Source organism: Pseudomonas sp. Yb2C2, assembly GCF_052112325.1.
GTDB classification, from domain to species: Bacteria; Pseudomonadota; Gammaproteobacteria; order Pseudomonadales; family Pseudomonadaceae; genus Aquipseudomonas; species Aquipseudomonas marginalis.
Map to the genome: position 1 here is coordinate 37023 of NZ_JAVAJK010000032.1, position 15365 is coordinate 52387.

Below are 15365 nucleotides of genomic sequence, written 5' to 3' on the forward strand. Positions count from 1 at the left end.
ATTGAAAGGCTGGGAGCCGATTTGCGCCCAGTCAAAACACACCAACGCCATGAATCTGGAGCAATACCGCATGGACGCAAACCACACCGCCAAACGCCCGACGATCCTGGCCAGCATCGGCCGGCGCCTGGCCGCGCGCCTTATCGACTGCGCCATCGCAGTCCTGATCTTTTTCATCGTCAAATTCTGCGCCGGTGCATTGTCTGCCTACGTGCCGGCCGTGACGCCCAAGGCTGGTTTTCTCTCGGCGTTTTTTGCAGCCTTCGCCTACTTCCTGCTGGCCGACGCGTTGCCCAACGGCCAGAGCCTGGGCAAGCGTTTGTTGAGCATCGCCGTCGTCGACCGTAAAACTCGCAAAAGCTGCACGGTTTCCCAGGCGTTAACCCGCAATTCCGGAGCGCTGGTGGTGATCGATTGGGTGTGGATATTCATGGAGTCCAGAACGCGCCTGGGCGATATGTTCGCCAAGACCATCGTGGTTCAGACCGGCAACCTGACGAGCGTTCGCAGCCTTGCGGATATTTATGACAACGGTAGGGGATAAATACGTCATGAACGATTCGGTATCGGCCACGCAAACCTGGGACATCGCCAGCCCGTTCAGACGGTTGCTCGGCTATCTGATCGATATGGCCGTGGTGTTTTTCCTGCTGTTTTTGAACCGAAACCTGGACTATGCCTATTTCTATCTGAGCTCTGCAGGAGGCCCGGCATTGTTTGATGGCCTCCACTATGTGCTGCTGTTTTCAGCCTTCGGGTACTACCTGTTTTGCGATGCCTTGCCCAATGGCCAGAGCCTGGGCAAGCGGGTGTGCCGCACGGCCGTGGTGGGTTACCCGTACCCCACGAACTGCACGCTGTTCCAGTCGTTCCTGCGCAATGTTCCGAAGATGGTGTTCAGTGTGCTGGACGGTCTTTTTGTACTGTTCGGCCTGCGTCGTCGCTTGGGCGATATGTTGGCCAAGACGATTGTTATCAATTCCTGAGCAGGGCGGCCTGGACGGGCCGCCCTGTGTAACTCAGGACGGGTTGGCGTTCAGCCTGCGACTGATCGCATCCAACAAATCACAGCCGTCGCGCAGCGGAATCGCCAGCAGATGGGCGAAGTCCTGCAGCACCACGGCATCGCTGCTGAGCTGATCGCGGAAGGCCAGGTTTTCCAGGAGTTGGGTGACGGCTTGGATGCGGTGCACGGCGGCGTCATGGAGGACGTCGAGGGGGGCTTGGGTGTCGATGAGCAGGGCGGGGACGGTGCAGTCGTGGCCGGTTAGGGGCATGTATCGATTCATAGGTAAAACCTCGGTCAGTAGAGTGAGGCTGTCACCTATCGTCGCCAAACGAGTGGGTGACAGCTGTACGCAGGTTGGCGAACCGGGACCGAGTTCCGGCAGACCCGAAGGTCTCCCGCGCACAGCTGCCATAAAGCAGCGATGCGGGTACGAAAGCACCTGCAAGCAAGCAGAAAGCTTTCGCATACGGTCAACGGATCGCCAAATCCGATCGCCCTGTTGGACGACGGCCGGACTATAAGCCCCTCACCCAAAACCGCGCAAGGCATCAGAGTAGTGGCACAATGCCTCATGCAATGCCACCCACTGCCGACACACTGGCGATGCCCAGACGCATCAAAGATCTGAACCGGCCTTCGCCGGCGAAAGGGGCGCGTAGTGCGGTAAGTACACGGGCACGATTGAGAAAGGGTGGGAGCAAATCTGCGCCCGTTCAAACACCGTGAGTTGATGCCAACGGCATGATGCTCAAAGCCCTGTATGCGTGTTAACCGTTTTATCCCGTTACTGCAGAAGCAAACTCGCTCCCCCCCACCCATTATTTAGACCCAAGGAAGCTGTCAATGAAACTGCATCGTCTGTTTATATCACTCACTGCACTGGCGACCTGCACCAGCAGCTTCGCCGCGGCGCCTGCCCTGCAAAGTTTTCTCGCCTGCGACCAGAATTCCCTGGCGGTGGTAAGCCAGGCAGGGCTCAAGGAGCGTGTTGCCCATAAGCTGGAGAACGGCAAGATCACGCTCAGCGGCGGCACAAAGTCCGATATGGGCCAGCGCTGGATGTTCGACACGCCACTGACGCTTGACGGTATGACCTTGACCGGCTTTTTCGCCGAAGACCAGGACCTGATGGGCTCGCGCATCATCAACTGGGGTTTCTACACCGAACAGGCACCCGACGCGCTTTACGCTCAGCTGAGTAAAGTACCGGGTACGGCGTTGGAGAAAGCCAACGGTATCTACGCGCGTGCGCAGATCTGGTCGCACAAGCAATCAGCCTGGGTGCCGGAAGGCGGCGATGACAACGCGGGCAAGCTGGTCACCGATACGGCCGAACGCATCTTGATGGTCGAGCCCGCACCCGGTGACCTGGCCAAGACCAGCAATGGCATGATCACCTGCTCGGTTCAGGGCGCGGTGAGCGCAGCGATGCTCAAGACCACTCGACCTGACCTGATCAAGTGAGCTGAGGCTGGCAGCGATACCGCAGGCATGCTGAATGCCTGCGGTGTTCTCCGGTTTTTCGCGAGCAAGCTCGCTCCTGCAGAGGGCGGGGTTACAGCAACTTGCGCTGCACCGCTTCATCCAGCGTACTGCGCGTCAACGCCTCGACCACTTCCCGCGTGTCTGCCTGGAACGGGATGCCCACGATCAGTACCAAGTGCATCCAGGTGCGCACTGATTCGCTCTTTTTGACGCGGCCCAGCTCCTTGCCATCCTTGTCCTTGAACACTGTCTCCAGGGTGAAGGTGTTTTTCGCTGTGCTCGGGATGATGAAGAACGTCGCGCCGGTGATGATCGCCGAGGCCATGCTGAACTGTTCGTTGTTGTGCAGCGTGGCATCGACGTAGATATCCGAGTCGACCTTGTCAGTGCTCACCCGCGAGAAACGGTTGGACTGGCGAAACGAATCGGCCACGGCCTTTTCCCACAGCACCACCGGTGCGCCGACTGCCGCGTTGCCAGGGCCGCCGTTGACGTGGTTCTGCGCGGTGGTGTGCACGTACGCCGTGGGCTTTTGCGCCGGGGCGTTGGCGGTCGGTGGCCAGGGCTGTACAGCGGGCAATTCGTGCTGCGAGTAAGACACGCAGCCGGTCAGCAGGACGGCGGCGAGTACCAGGCTGTGTTTGATCAATCCTTTCATGCATCACTCCTTGGAATTACGGTTTGGCCAGGTTGGCGGTGGCGGTGTCGAGCAGTTGCCCGACCAGTTTGGTCAGCTGTTGGCCGCCCATCGACGGTGCCCAGTATTGGCCGCTGTAAAGCCCGACGTTGTGTTCGAATTTGATCGAATCCTTGGCCTTGGCCAGTTCCTTGCCGTTGCGGTCGACGATCACCAGGTCGCCGGCCACCTCGAAGCTGTCCACGTAGATCGGGCCGTTGACCCAGATCCAGATGGTCAGCGTCAGCAGCGCACCGGGTACGTACGCCGGGTGTGGCGCGCGATGGCCCTTGAGGGCGGTCATGTTGAATGTGAGCGTCACGTCCTGCTCGCCCAGGCGCACCGGATACTCGGTGACCTGCTTGAAGTAACCCCCAGTGCGCACGTACTGAGTGATCTGGGCCGTCAGGGAGCTGCTGATGGCGGCCTTGTTGGCCTCGTTGACGTCGGCGGCGCTCACCGTCACATCGGCGATTTGCGCACTGCGCGGGCTGCTGACAGCGACCGGGTGGAGCGGGGCGGCGATGGGGCCGGTGACGGTGTAGGAAACGCAGCCGGTCATCGACAGCGCAGCGATCAGGGCCGTAGCCCGAAGCAGAGTGTTAAGCACGCAATGTCCCTATAAGTGAGCAAGCCAAGTTACTGTTTCGACCCGTATCCCCATAACTTGAGGGAATGTGCGCCACCGCACGGCAACCGACGAAACACCTTGAGAACCGCTCTCAACCCCGTAAAATGCCGCGATTGTTTAAAGCACGATACTTTTCAGGGACGAATCCAGACATGCGCATGTTTGCCGTATTCCTCGTCGCCTGCCTGATGGCGGGCTGCGCCTCCAAGCCGGAGTACTACATCTCGCCGGCACCGGTCACGATTTCGAAGACTGCTACTTACTGGCTCGACACCTTCAACGTTGAGGTGAAGGGCAAGAGTAAGCACTTCATGTCGGATGACAAAGTTCGCCAGGAACTCGGCGTCGATCTGGTAAACCGCTTGCTCAAAGCCAAGCGTTACGCAACCAGTAAAGACAGCGCCGATTATTTGCTGGATGTCGACGTCGTCTATGTGCGCCATATCATCGACTCCAATGGTGGGTTTTCGAACCTGTTGATTGACGACGGTACCATCCTGCAAAGCATCGATTTTGGCTACAAGGTCAAGGTCAAGAAAGCCGGTGCCGAGGTGCTGCACTTCGCCCAGAACCGCCCCAGCCTGGAGCCCAGCAACTGGCGAGGCCAGCCGCAACAATGGAGGACCCTTGCCGGCGTTGTAACCAACAGCGGTAACTCCAGTGTCGAGCGGTATTTCACTAGTGGGCTAAGCGACTACATCGTCGACGACCTGCGCGATATTCCGTCTCGCTAGCGTCAGCTGCCATACCCGATTCCCCCCATTTAGGAGCACCCCGTGAACACACTGTCCAAAATCCTGCTGTCCGGCCTCACCGCCGCAGCGCTGTTGACCGTGGCCGGTTGCGCCACGGAGAGCAACCGCGCCATGCCGGTGGAACAGGTCGCCAGCGCCAACGTCGCCTATTCCGGCGTGCGTGTGCCCATCGCCGTGGGCAAGTTCGACAACCGCTCCAGCTACATGCGCGGCATTTTCTCCGATGGCGTCGACCGCCTCGGTGGCCAGGCCAAGACCATCCTGATTACCCACCTGCAGCAGACCAACCGCTTCAGCGTGCTGGACCGCGACAACATGGGCGAAATCTCCCAGGAAGCCGCGATCAAGGGCACCGCGCAGAAGCTCAAGGGCGCTGACTACGTCGTGACCGGCGACGTGACCGAGTTCGGCCGCAAAGAGACCGGCGACCGCCAGCTGTTCGGCATCCTCGGCCGTGGCAAGACCCAAGTGGCCTACGCCAAGGTCGCACTGAACATCGTCAACATCAGCACCTCCGAAGTGGTGTACTCCACCCAGGGCGCCGGTGAGTACGCGCTGTCCAACCGTGAAGTGGTCGGCTTCGGCGGCACCGCCAGCTACGACTCCACCCTCAATGGCAAGGTCCTCGACCTGGCCATGCGCGAAGCCATCAACCGCCTGGTCGACGGCATCAACGCCGGCGCCTGGAACCCGCGCAACTGATCAGCAACCCCTCAAGGAGCAGTACACGGATGAGCAAGGCAGTGAAGTTGGCGCTGATGCTGACAGCAATCGCGGCGGTCGCCGGGTGCCACACGGCGCCCCAGCCCCTGTATCAATGGGAAAGCTACCAGCCGCAGGTTTACGAGTACTTCAAGGGCGAGCCCAAGGAAGCGCAGGTCGAGGCGTTGGAGCGTGATCTGCAAAAGATCAACGCCAGCGGCCGCAAGGCGCCGCCGGGTTACCACGCGCACCTGGGCATGCTGTACCTGAGCATGGGCAAGGATGACCAGATGGTGCAGGAGTTCCGCACCGAGAAGGCGCTGTTCCCCGAGTCTGCCTCGTACATGGACTTCCTGTTGAAAAACGCCAAGACCGGAGTGGCCACTAAATGAGCCTGTTAAAACTCACCGGTGCCTTGCTGGCCCTGGCCTTGCTCGGCGGTTGCGCAGCCCCCAAGACCATTGACTACACCGCGTACAAACAGGCGCGGCCCAAGTCGATCCTGGTACTGCCGCCGATCAACGAGTCGCCGGAAGTGCAGGCCTCGTACAGCCTGGTCTCGCAAGTGACTTACCCGCTGGCCGAAGCCGGCTACTACGTGCTGCCGATTGCCCTGGTGGACGAAACCTTCCGCCAGAACGGCCTGACCACCGCCAACGATATCCAGGGCGTGCCACCGGCCAAGCTGCATGACATCTTCGGCGCGGACGCGGCGCTGTACATCACCGTCAGCGAGTACGGCACCAAGTACATGCTGATCTCCAGCGACACCGCCGTGACGGCCTCGGCCAAACTGGTGGACCTGCGCACCGGCACCACCCTGTGGACCGGTTCGGCGCGGGCGTCCAGTGAAGAAGGCAACAACAACGGCGGCGGACTGGTGGGCATGCTGATCACCGCGGCGGTCAAGCAAGTGATCAACAGCTCCACCGATGCGGCGCACCCGATTGCCGGCATCACCAGTGCACGCCTGCTGTCGCCGGGCCAACGCGCGGGGATCCTGTACGGCCCGCGCAACCCGAAGTACGGCACGGACTGATATCCGGATTCTGAGAACACCACAGACCAACTGTGGTGTTATTCGAACCAGGGTTAACCCGAACATCCCGCACCTTGCGTCTGACCTTGTGAACGGATCATTCATTCACGAGGTTCAGCCCATGTCCCGTCCTCTGCTCTTCCTGCGTCCTGCTGCCCAAGGCTTTGCCGTCACCCTGGTGGTGGCGCTGGCCGGGTGTGGGCTGTCTTCATCCCCTGAGTTGGCCAAACCGGCCGAGCCCGTAGCCGAGCTGCAACGCGCGTCGCCCCAGGGCGCCTTGGTCAAGCGCATGGCAATGCCCGCTCCAATGCGCATGCAGGAATCAGCGGCGATGGACTACCGCAGCGAACCCCGCGAGCAATACGCCAACCTGCCGGACAACCCGGTGCATCGCGTGGCCGAAACGCCGGTGTCCACCTTCAGCGTGGATGTCGACACAGGCAGCTACGCCAACGTCAGACGCTTCCTCAACCAAGGCAGCCTGCCGCCCGAAGGCGCTGTGCGACTGGAGGAAATGGTCAACTACTTCCCCTACCACTACGCCTTGCCCACCGACGGCTCACCGTTTGGCGTGACCACCGAAGTCGCCGCCACACCCTGGAACCCGCGCACGAAACTGCTGCGCATCGGCATCAAGGCGTCCGACCGCGCCGTGGCGGACCTGGCGCCGGCCAACCTGGTGTTCCTGGTGGATGTGTCCGGCTCCATGGACCGCCGCGAAGGCTTGCCGCTGGTGCAAAGCACCCTGAAATTGCTGGTGGATCAGTTGCGTGATCAGGACCGGGTTTCATTGGTGGTCTACGCCGGTGAGTCCCGCGTAGTGCTCAAGCCCACATCGGGGCGCGACAAGGCCAGGATCCGCAATGCCATCGATCAACTCACCGCCGGCGGTTCCACGGCAGGCGCATCCGGCATCGAACTGGCCTACCAGATGGCCCGCGAAGGCTTTATCGACAAGGGCATCAACCGCATCCTGCTGGCCACCGACGGTGACTTCAATGTGGGCGTCAGCGACTTCGACAGCCTCAAGCAAATGGCCGCCCGCCAGCGTAAAAGCGGCGTGTCCCTCACCACCCTCGGCTTCGGTGTGGATAACTACAACGAACACCTGATGGAACAACTGGCCGATGCCGGCGATGGCAATTACGCCTATATCGACAACCTGCGCGAAGCCCGCAAGGTGCTGGTGGACCAGCTCAGTTCAACCCTGGCGGTGGTCGCGCGGGATGTGAAAGTGCAGGTGGAATTCAACCCGGCACAGGTCAGCGAGTATCGACTGCTGGGCTATGAAAATCGCGCGCTCAAGCGTGAGGATTTCAACAACGACAAAGTCGATGCCGGTGAGATCGGCGCAGGGCATACCGTGACCGCGCTGTATGAAATTGTGCCGAAGGGCCAGAGGGGCTGGTTGGAGCCCTTGCGCTACGCCACTGCGCCTGCGGCCGAAGGTAAATCCGATGAACTGGCGATGCTGCGCGTGCGCTACAAGCCCGCCACGGGCGGTGACAGCCGCTTGATCGAACGGCCCATCCGCCACGAAACCACCCAGGCCAGCGACGACCTGCGCTTCTCGGCGGCGGTGGCCGCCTTCGCCCAACAGCTCAAGGGCGATGGCCGCTACACTGGCAGCATGAGTTTGAAGGACACCGCCGCCTTGGCCCGCTCGGCGCGAGGCGATGATCCGTTCGGCTTGCGCAATGAGTTTGTGCAACTGGTGGAAGTGGCCCAAAGCCTGAAGGCTCCGGCCAAACACTGATAAAGGGAGTTAGCCATCGATATGCCCGCTCCAGATGAGCCACCCAGCGACGAATCCCTGCTGGCCCGCTACCGCAACGGCGACGCTGCCGCGTTCGAAGCCTTGTACGCCAGGCACCGCCAAGGCCTCTACCGCTTCCTCGTGGCCCTGAGCAACAAGGCCGAACTGGCCGAGGAAATCTACCAGGAGACCTGGCTCAGCCTGATCCGCAGCAGCACCCAGCCACAAGGCCGGGCGAGCTTTCGTACGTGGTTATTCCAGATCGCCCGCAACCGTCTGATCGATTATTGGCGCAAGCACGGCATCCATAACCCACTACACGACAGCTACGACGAGCAACTGCACGCCCAGGCCGACGACAGCGCCGGCCCTGAGCAACAGCTGAGCCTGAGCCGCGACCAGGCGCGCCTGGACGCCGCCCTGCAAGCCTTGCCCGAAGACCAGCGCGAAGTCTTCCTGCTACGCCTGCACGGCGACCTCGAAGTGCCGCAAATCGCCGCCCTCACCGGCGCCCCGCTGGAAACCGTAAAAAGCCGCCTGCGTTACGCCCAGCAGAAACTGCGCCGCCTGCTGGCCGAGGAGATACTCGCATGACCGACTCCCGACACACTCCCGACACCGACGACGTGCTGACCCAGCATTACCGTCAACACAGCACCGGCGAGCCGCCCGCGTCCCTTGACGCCCTCATCCTCAAAGCCGCCCGCCGCGAGGCCCCGGCGCCGCAACCGAGCCTGTGGCAACGCTGGCTGCACGCCTGCCAACGCCCGCGCTGGCAAATGGCATTCGCCACCGTGGCCGGCTTGGCGCTGATGATCGGCGTGGTCACGCGCTCGCCAGTGCCACAACCCGAAATCTCCACGGCGACCTTCTCCGCCCTGCACGAGGAAGCCGCCCGCCCGGCGCCGCAAGCGTTGTCCGCACCGGCGCCGATGGCGCGCATCGCCGCCGCGCCCAAGGCTGAACGTGCGCCGGTTCAGGCTGAGATTGCAGGTGCGATGGCAGATGAATCGAGCGCCAGGCTCAGCAAGCGCGCACCGTCAGCGTTGCCGTCGCTGGAGCAAGAGTTACAGGCGATCGTGCGCTTGCGGGAAGCGGGTGAAAGCAAAGCCGCGGATGAAAAATTGCTGGCGTTGCACGCGCGCTTCCCCGAGGAAGACCTGCCCGCACGGCTGGAGGCGCTGCGCACGCATTGACTACAAAAAAAGAACAGGCCACCGGTAACCTGTGGCTTGCGGGGCAAGCCCGCTCGCCACAGTGCCCTCAAGCCCCGTCTTCAACGCCGCGCATCAAAAACCATGCGCACCGCCAGGCCAGCCAGCACCGTCCCCATCAGCCAGCGCTGCACCCGTTGCCAAACCGGCTTGGCCGCCAGGAAGGTCGCGATGGAACCGGCCATGATGGCGATCACCGCATTCACGCTCACACTGATCATGATCTGGGTAAACCCCAGCACGATGGATTGTGTCAGCACGCTGCCGTGGCCAGTGGGGGAGATGAACTGGGGCAGCAATGACAGATACATCACCGCGACTTTCGGATTCAACAGGTTGGTCACAAAGCCCATCATGAACAGCTTGCGTGGGCCGTCCCTGGGCAAGTCGCGCACATGAAACGCCGAGCGCCCGCCGGGCTTGACCGCTTGCCAGGCCAGGTACAACAGGTAAAGCGCACCGCCGAGCCGGAGTGCGTCATACGCATACGGCACTGCCATCAGCAGCGCGGTAATCCCCAGCGCCGCGCACAGCATATACACGACGAAACCCAGCGCCACGCCGCCGAGTGAAATCAACCCGGCCAGCGGCCCCTGGCAGATCGAGCGCGAAATCAGGTAGATCATGTTCGGGCCGGGCGTCAGCACCATGCCAAGGGAAATCAGACCATACGCCAGCAGGCTCGACAGTTCGGGCATGGGTTCACTCCTGTAGGTAGAGCGCGTCGTTGCGCAGGTTGGATGCGCCTGATGGTAGGGCGGGAGCAGGGCGCGCGTTAGATACAGATCGGCTGACAAAACGTCATACAGGGGGGTTGGGCCGCTTGAGCACCCTTGGTTGGCGCCGGTCCGTCAGTTAAGGGCGAACACCCTACTTGTGGTGAGCGGGCTTGCTGTGGTGAGCGGGCTTGCCCCGCGTTGGGGTGCGAAGCGCCCCTATTGAAGACGACTGAGGTGGATCAGGCACGCCCCTGGCATCAACGCTTGCAGTGAGACGCAACGTCTCGCGGTCTCGTCGCTACCGTGCGCGATCTGGCATGGCGCGTCTCGTTTGACCTCAATGCCGGCCACCCTTGGGTGTTCATTCGGCGGCTCTAGGAGAGGGGCGTCCAGGCGTTTTTGCACAGCTGGCACCGGCCTTGCTCTGGCCACTGGCAACCCCCCCCCGGCGCGCCAGTGCCAACCGTTTCAAGGAGACTTCGCTATGAGCCTTTCGAGCAACTCGCAACGCAGCATGCGTGCCGCTGTCTGGCACGGTCGTAACGACATCCGCGTCGAAGACGTGCCGCTGCCCGTTTCGCCGCCTGCCGGTTGGGTGCAGATCCGCGTGCAATGGTGCGGCATTTGCGGCTCCGATCTGCATGAGTACGTGGCCGGCCCGGTGTTCATTCCGGTCGACGCCCCGCACCCGCTGACCGGGATCAAGGGCCAGTGCATTCTCGGTCATGAGTTTTGTGGCGAGATCGTCGAACTCGGTGCCGGCGTACAGGGCTTCAGCGTCGGCGAGCCGGTGGCGGCCGATGCCTGTCAGCATTGCGGCACCTGCTACTACTGCACCCACGGGCTGTACAACATTTGCGAGAACCTGGCCTTTACCGGCTTGATGAACAACGGTGCGTTCGCCGAACTGGTCAACGTGCCCGCCAACCTGCTGTACAAGCTACCGGCGAACTTCCCCGCTGAAGCCGGGGCGCTGATCGAGCCTCTGGCCGTCGGCATGCACGCGGTGAAAAAAGCCGGAAGCCTGCTCGGGCAAAACGTCGTGGTGGTCGGCGCCGGCACCATCGGTCTGTGCACCATCATGTGCGCCAAGGCGGCGGGCGCGGCCCAGGTGATCGCGCTGGAAATGTCCGGCGCGCGCAAGGCCAAGGCCCGGGAAGTGGGGGCGACCCATGTGCTCGATCCGAATGAATGCGACGCCCTGGCCGAGGTCCGCCGCCTGACCGGCGGGCTCGGCGCGGACGTCAGTTTCGAATGCATCGGCAACAAACACACGGCCAAACTCGCCATCGACCTGATCCGCAAGGCCGGCAAGTGCGTACTGGTGGGCATCTTCGAAGAACCCAGTGAATTCAACTTTTTCGAGTTGGTGGCCACTGAGAAACAGGTACTCGGCGCGCTGGCCTATAACGGTGAGTTCGCCGACGTGATCGCGTTTATCGCGGATGGGCGGCTGGACATCTCGCCACTGGTGACGGGGCGCATTCAGTTGGAGCAGATCGTGGGCCAGGGCTTCGAGGAACTGGTTAAAAACAAGGAACACAATGTGAAGATCATTGTGTCGCCTGCTCGGGTCTGAAGCGTGGGCTGTGCCCCCACTCCCTACTCCCCAAGCCAGACTGAGGAGGGAAGTGGGGGCAGGATTGTCGGTATGACGCTAAAAATCCTCGCAGCCAGCGTCCTTCACTCACGCATCCACAGGCCAGGTACCGCGACGCACCATCTCCCGGACACGATCAGCCCCGTTGGCCCGAACCAGCAACTCCATGCGTGCTTTCTCGATGTCCTCGGCACTCCATTGGTCGGTCGCCATCGTGGCTTTTTCATGGGACCAACCGTTGTCGTAGTGACGTACCACATACTGCTGCTGGTATTCCCACATCGACGTCCCGGGAATCGGCGTGACGATAAACGGGTTGGCGTACGCCATGCCGGCACCCATGAGGTTGACCGCGTAATCGATGGTGCGGTCGATCAGCTCCAGGCTCTCTACAAAAGGCTTTTGCCCAGGTCCGCCGGGGGGGTTGACGAACCCCAGCATGAACCCGCCGGTAACCTGAATGCCGTGCTCGGTAAAAATTTCGATGAGCTCGAACGTCGAGTGCTGAATTGCGTTAAGTCGGGATTTGTTGGAATTGACCAGGCTGTCTTCGTTCGCGCTCTCCACCGCGAGGTAGATGTTGTAGCAGCCATTTTCGGCAATCGACCGAATGAACTTCCTTGCCGTGAGCCCGCCTTTTACCGCCTCGATCACATTGCGATATTGCGGGTTCTTGCGCTCCTTCTCATCCATCTGGTCGATGAAGCGTTCGCCCAAATGCAGCAGGATCAGGTTGAAAAGGCTCAACCCGCCTTCTTCGACCCAGGGCAAGTCATGTTTTTTCAGGAGCTTGCCAACCTCCATCGCATACAACGGGTCATGCATCAGGTGATCGTCCTCGATCAGCACTTCAGTGACTCCCTGTTTCACCAGATCGGCCAGGTGCAGGTCAAACCAGTCCAGGCCAAGTGCGCGCCAAGGGCCGTTGATTTTCGGGATGTAGCAGAAGTTACAGTTCACGTTGCAGCCAATCGTGGAGAATATCTGCGCCCAGGCGCCATGCTTGCGTACACGTGCTCCTGAGGAGTGATAAGGCTGCAGGTAATGCTTCATGTCCAGAAAGCTGAAGTCCGGCAAAGGCATGACGCCGAGCCGCTCCTCGAGGTCCTGCCGCTTGGGGATGATGCTCAGGTAGCTGGACTTCTGGGTGGGCCGGATCAGTTGCGCCCGGCTGTCGCGGTACGCCACCCCAGGTACGGCATTGATGTCTGTGCCTTCGTGAGTCAAGGCATCGAGCAGCAGGGTAAAGGCGCGGTCAGCTTCATTGATCAGCGCGAAGTCGAAGGCCGAATCCAGCAGTGCGTTCTTCCAGTCACCACTGGAGTGAGCGCCGCCAGTGACCAGCACCAGGTTGGGATCGAGGGTTTTCACCAGCTCGGCCAACGCCCGTGCATTGCCCCATTGCACGGTGTAGTTGCACTGGATCCCGACAATATCGGGCTGCGCGGTTTCGATGATCTCGCGTATCTGCGTATCGGTCAGGCCGTAGCGGATCAGATGCCCTTGGTCGACCTTGACCAGGCTGTGCTCCTGGGACCAGCCGGCAAAGGGCGAATCGACAATCTGCACGTCATAACCGGCCCGCCGGGCCACCGTGGCGATGCGCAACAGGCCGATAGGCGTACCGGCACGCTTCATCACTTCGAACGTATCAATGCCGATGCGGGCAAATGCGCTGTCGTGTGCCGTGGGCTCGATCAGACGTGTGTAGGGCGGCACAAACAGCAGCACACGAGGCGCCTCGCCATGGGCGCGACGACGGATGCCGGTTCGGCTGTTCAGCAACGATGGCTTTCCCAGATGACTGAGTAAGGGCCGCGTGGGCGCGACTGAAAAACTCGGCCCGTCGCTCTCGATCCTCAGGGTTCCCTGCGAAGCTATCAAGTTCATTTCCCTGTCTCCTTACCCGTCGAGATCAACGCGAGGTCGTGCGTGAGCGTGAAGTGGCGATGACCGCCCCCGTAATGATCAACACCGCGGGAATCATCAAGATCGGCTTGGCATCGCTTTGCCCCACGACAATCAGCAGCAGTGTGGAGAACAGCGGCGCCAGGTAAGACAGGGCGCCCAGCATCGATAGGTTTCCGTGCTTGGTCGCGTGGTCCCAGGCGAAAAAAGCCAGTCCTACCGGGCCCAAACCCAGGGCAATGATCGCCGCCCACTGGCCCGGCTCAGGCCGCACCGTGGTTTCGAACGCCAGGTGGCAGAGCCCCCCGGCCACAGCCACCAGCCCGCAAATACCCCCGACTATGCTGCTCGGAACATGGCTGAACCGCCGGTTGAACACCGAATAAATCGCCCAGACCCAGGCACACGCAAAGGCGGCGGCGTAACCGATAACCGGCATCGACGCACTGTCACTCCGGGCCCGCAGCTGCATGATGAAGGCCGTCCCCGCCAGGCCGAGCAAGGCGCCCAACAGCTGGCGCTTGCGCAGCGACTCGCCGGTGGCAAAGCTCGACAGCAGCACGATCAGCAGCGGCCACAGGTAGGCAATCAGGCTGGCTTCAGCCGCAGGCGCGGCCTTCAGGGCAAAGAAATACAACGCGTGATAGACGAAGATCCCGGTAAACCCCGTCGCCCACACAGACCAGGGCTGGCGCCAACTGCTGAACCCTGTTGCGCCACGCAGCCCCAGCACGCACAGGCTGGCCACGAACGCGACCGCGAAGCTCGAAGCCAGCAACTGAAAGGCCGGGATCCCGGCGGTCAAGGTGGTCAGAAGCGCCAGGCACGCCCACAAAAACACGGCAATCACCCCGATCAGCGTCGCACTGGCGGTGCCCTTGGCAAGGGTGATGGATGGGTTGGAAGTGCTCATGCAAGCCCCGTCTGCGGATAATCCTCAAGCGGGAACAATAGAAAGGTCGAGAGAGCGAGTATTGATCAGGCCCGCCGAAGAATTGTTCGGGACTGCTGTTTTTTCAGTGATCTCGCCCTTGTTTACGCACCACAGCCGGCGTCAGATGGCGGGCTTTCTTCAGGGCATGGGTTAACGCACTCTGGTCGGCGTACCCGGCGCGATGCGCAATATCAATGATCGACAAAGACGTTTGGCGCAGCAGGTCAATGGCCAGATTCAGACGCAAGTTCGCGATATGCGAGAACGGCGTTGTATTCAGGTGCTGCCCAAACAGCACATACAAACGCCGCTCACTGGTGCCCGCATAACGCGCAATATCATGCGCCGTCAGGGCCGTGCCCAAGTGCTGCTCGATGTAGGCCAGCGCGCGAGCAAGAATGAACTGACCGGGATCGCTCCGCGCAACCTCGGGCTGCAATAACGAACACAACAGCAACCGACTCCAGGACTCGGCCATCGCGAGCGAGCCGACCAACTGTGGCCCGTTGCAACTGGCGTAATCGAGCAAATGCCGTATATCGGGCCTGACCGCAAAAAAGCGCTTGTCGTTGAGTGGGTCAAATGACGCAACCGTACCCTTCTGCGCCTCGCCACGCTCGGTCGAGACGTCCAGCACCAGGAAACGGTTATGGGTGTTGGCCAGGAAGGTATGCCGGGCCCCAGCAGAAATCACCACCCCCTGGCTTGCATCGACCTTGCCGCCTCGTCCGTCGACCTCAATCTCCATCGACCCGGATTGAGGGAGCACGATTTGATGGAAGTCATGCTGGTGAAGCTCGACCTGACCTGAGTAAGAGCGCAATGAGAGGGAGAGCGATTGGGGGCTGGTGGTGCTCATCCGTGAGTCTCCGGGGGTGAGGGGGTTAGCGTACGTTACTGTTGTGTTTGGATGCCAGATTGTATTTAGGGGGGAGTT

18 protein-coding genes are annotated in these 15365 nt (G+C 61.3%); 11 read left to right on the forward strand and 7 right to left on the reverse strand.

What is annotated here, in order from left to right; translation table 11 throughout:
- The first annotated feature begins 70 nt into the window (after window positions 1-70).
- Both Q8X51_RS29590 and Q8X51_RS29595 read left to right on the forward strand, forming a co-directional pair.
- Complete coding sequence (locus Q8X51_RS29590) at window positions 71-544, forward strand: RDD family protein (protein ID WP_051429414.1); 474 nt, start codon at window positions 71-73, stop codon at window positions 542-544.
- A gap of 7 nt (window positions 545-551) precedes the next feature.
- Complete coding sequence (locus Q8X51_RS29595; protein ID WP_065926302.1) at window positions 552-986, forward strand: RDD family protein; 435 nt, start codon at window positions 552-554, stop codon at window positions 984-986.
- 33 nt (window positions 987-1019) lie between these two features.
- Here Q8X51_RS29595 and Q8X51_RS29600 read toward each other — a convergent pair whose 3' ends face one another.
- Complete coding sequence (locus Q8X51_RS29600; protein WP_065948568.1) at window positions 1020-1277, reverse strand: hypothetical protein; 258 nt, start codon at window positions 1275-1277, stop codon at window positions 1020-1022.
- 575 nt (window positions 1278-1852) lie between these two features.
- Between Q8X51_RS29600 and Q8X51_RS29605 the strand changes: the two genes are divergently transcribed.
- Window positions 1853-2473: a hypothetical protein gene (locus Q8X51_RS29605; RefSeq protein ID WP_065926304.1), complete on the forward strand. Its 621-nt coding sequence runs from the start codon at window positions 1853-1855 to the stop codon at window positions 2471-2473.
- A gap of 91 nt (window positions 2474-2564) precedes the next feature.
- Here Q8X51_RS29605 and Q8X51_RS29610 read toward each other — a convergent pair whose 3' ends face one another.
- Both Q8X51_RS29610 and Q8X51_RS29615 read right to left on the reverse strand, forming a co-directional pair.
- A complete protein-coding gene (locus Q8X51_RS29610; RefSeq protein ID WP_065926305.1) occupies window positions 2565-3152 on the reverse strand; it encodes a hypothetical protein in 588 nt (195 codons plus the stop codon).
- 16 nt (window positions 3153-3168) lie between these two features.
- Entirely contained in the window at window positions 3169-3780 is a 612-nt protein-coding gene (locus Q8X51_RS29615) for a hypothetical protein (RefSeq protein ID WP_083221256.1), read from the reverse strand.
- A 173-nt stretch (window positions 3781-3953) separates the two neighbouring features.
- On the opposite strand from Q8X51_RS29615, the gene Q8X51_RS29620 reads away from it, so the two are divergent.
- From Q8X51_RS29620 to Q8X51_RS29650, 7 genes are all read left to right on the forward strand, one after another.
- Window positions 3954-4535, forward strand: a complete 582-nt coding sequence (locus Q8X51_RS29620; RefSeq protein ID WP_074848316.1) for a hypothetical protein — start codon at window positions 3954-3956, stop codon at window positions 4533-4535.
- A gap of 42 nt (window positions 4536-4577) precedes the next feature.
- The gene (locus Q8X51_RS29625) at window positions 4578-5258 is read left to right on the forward strand and encodes a CsgG/HfaB family protein (RefSeq protein ID WP_027608087.1); all 681 of its coding nucleotides are present in this window, start codon (window positions 4578-4580) and stop codon (window positions 5256-5258) included.
- Window positions 5259-5287: 29 nt separating this feature from the next.
- Entirely contained in the window at window positions 5288-5650 is a 363-nt protein-coding gene (locus Q8X51_RS29630; RefSeq protein WP_027608086.1) for a DUF4810 domain-containing protein, read from the forward strand.
- Window positions 5647-6297 (forward strand): DUF799 domain-containing protein, encoded by a 651-nt coding sequence (locus Q8X51_RS29635; protein ID WP_065926308.1) that lies wholly within the window; start codon window positions 5647-5649, stop codon window positions 6295-6297. Before Q8X51_RS29630 ends, Q8X51_RS29635 begins: the two co-directional genes overlap by 4 nt.
- 121 nt (window positions 6298-6418) lie before the next feature.
- Window positions 6419-8053 (forward strand): vWA domain-containing protein, encoded by a 1635-nt coding sequence (locus Q8X51_RS29640; protein WP_407694670.1) that lies wholly within the window; start codon window positions 6419-6421, stop codon window positions 8051-8053.
- 21 nt (window positions 8054-8074) lie between these two features.
- Window positions 8075-8647: an RNA polymerase sigma factor gene (locus Q8X51_RS29645; protein WP_407694669.1), complete on the forward strand. Its 573-nt coding sequence runs from the start codon at window positions 8075-8077 to the stop codon at window positions 8645-8647.
- Complete coding sequence (locus Q8X51_RS29650; protein WP_407694668.1) at window positions 8644-9249, forward strand: hypothetical protein; 606 nt, start codon at window positions 8644-8646, stop codon at window positions 9247-9249. Before Q8X51_RS29645 ends, Q8X51_RS29650 begins: the two co-directional genes overlap by 4 nt.
- An 80-nt stretch (window positions 9250-9329) precedes the next feature.
- Here the strand turns inward: Q8X51_RS29650 and Q8X51_RS29655 are convergent, their stop codons facing one another.
- On the reverse strand, window positions 9330-9965 hold the full coding sequence (locus Q8X51_RS29655) for a LysE family translocator (RefSeq protein ID WP_065926312.1): 636 nt from the start codon (window positions 9963-9965) through the stop codon (window positions 9330-9332).
- A gap of 535 nt (window positions 9966-10500) precedes the next feature.
- Here Q8X51_RS29655 and Q8X51_RS29660 point away from each other — a divergent pair.
- Window positions 10501-11565, forward strand: coding sequence for a 2,3-butanediol dehydrogenase (locus tag Q8X51_RS29660; protein WP_227432305.1), 1065 nt, complete (start codon window positions 10501-10503; stop codon window positions 11563-11565).
- Between the two features lie 108 nt (window positions 11566-11673).
- Here Q8X51_RS29660 and Q8X51_RS29665 read toward each other — a convergent pair whose 3' ends face one another.
- The 3 genes from Q8X51_RS29665 to Q8X51_RS29675 form a co-directional block, all read right to left on the reverse strand.
- The gene (locus tag Q8X51_RS29665) at window positions 11674-13371 is read right to left on the reverse strand and encodes a B12-binding domain-containing radical SAM protein (protein ID WP_407694667.1); all 1698 of its coding nucleotides are present in this window, start codon (window positions 13369-13371) and stop codon (window positions 11674-11676) included.
- A 130-nt stretch (window positions 13372-13501) separates the two neighbouring features.
- Window positions 13502-14407 carry an aromatic amino acid exporter YddG gene (yddG, locus tag Q8X51_RS29670; protein ID WP_407694666.1) on the reverse strand — a complete coding sequence of 302 codons (906 nt, stop codon included), beginning with the start codon at window positions 14405-14407 and terminating at the stop codon, window positions 13502-13504.
- A 103-nt stretch (window positions 14408-14510) separates the two neighbouring features.
- Complete coding sequence (locus Q8X51_RS29675) at window positions 14511-15287, reverse strand: helix-turn-helix domain-containing protein (protein WP_407694665.1); 777 nt, start codon at window positions 15285-15287, stop codon at window positions 14511-14513.
- Window positions 15288-15365: the final 78 nt, after the last annotated feature.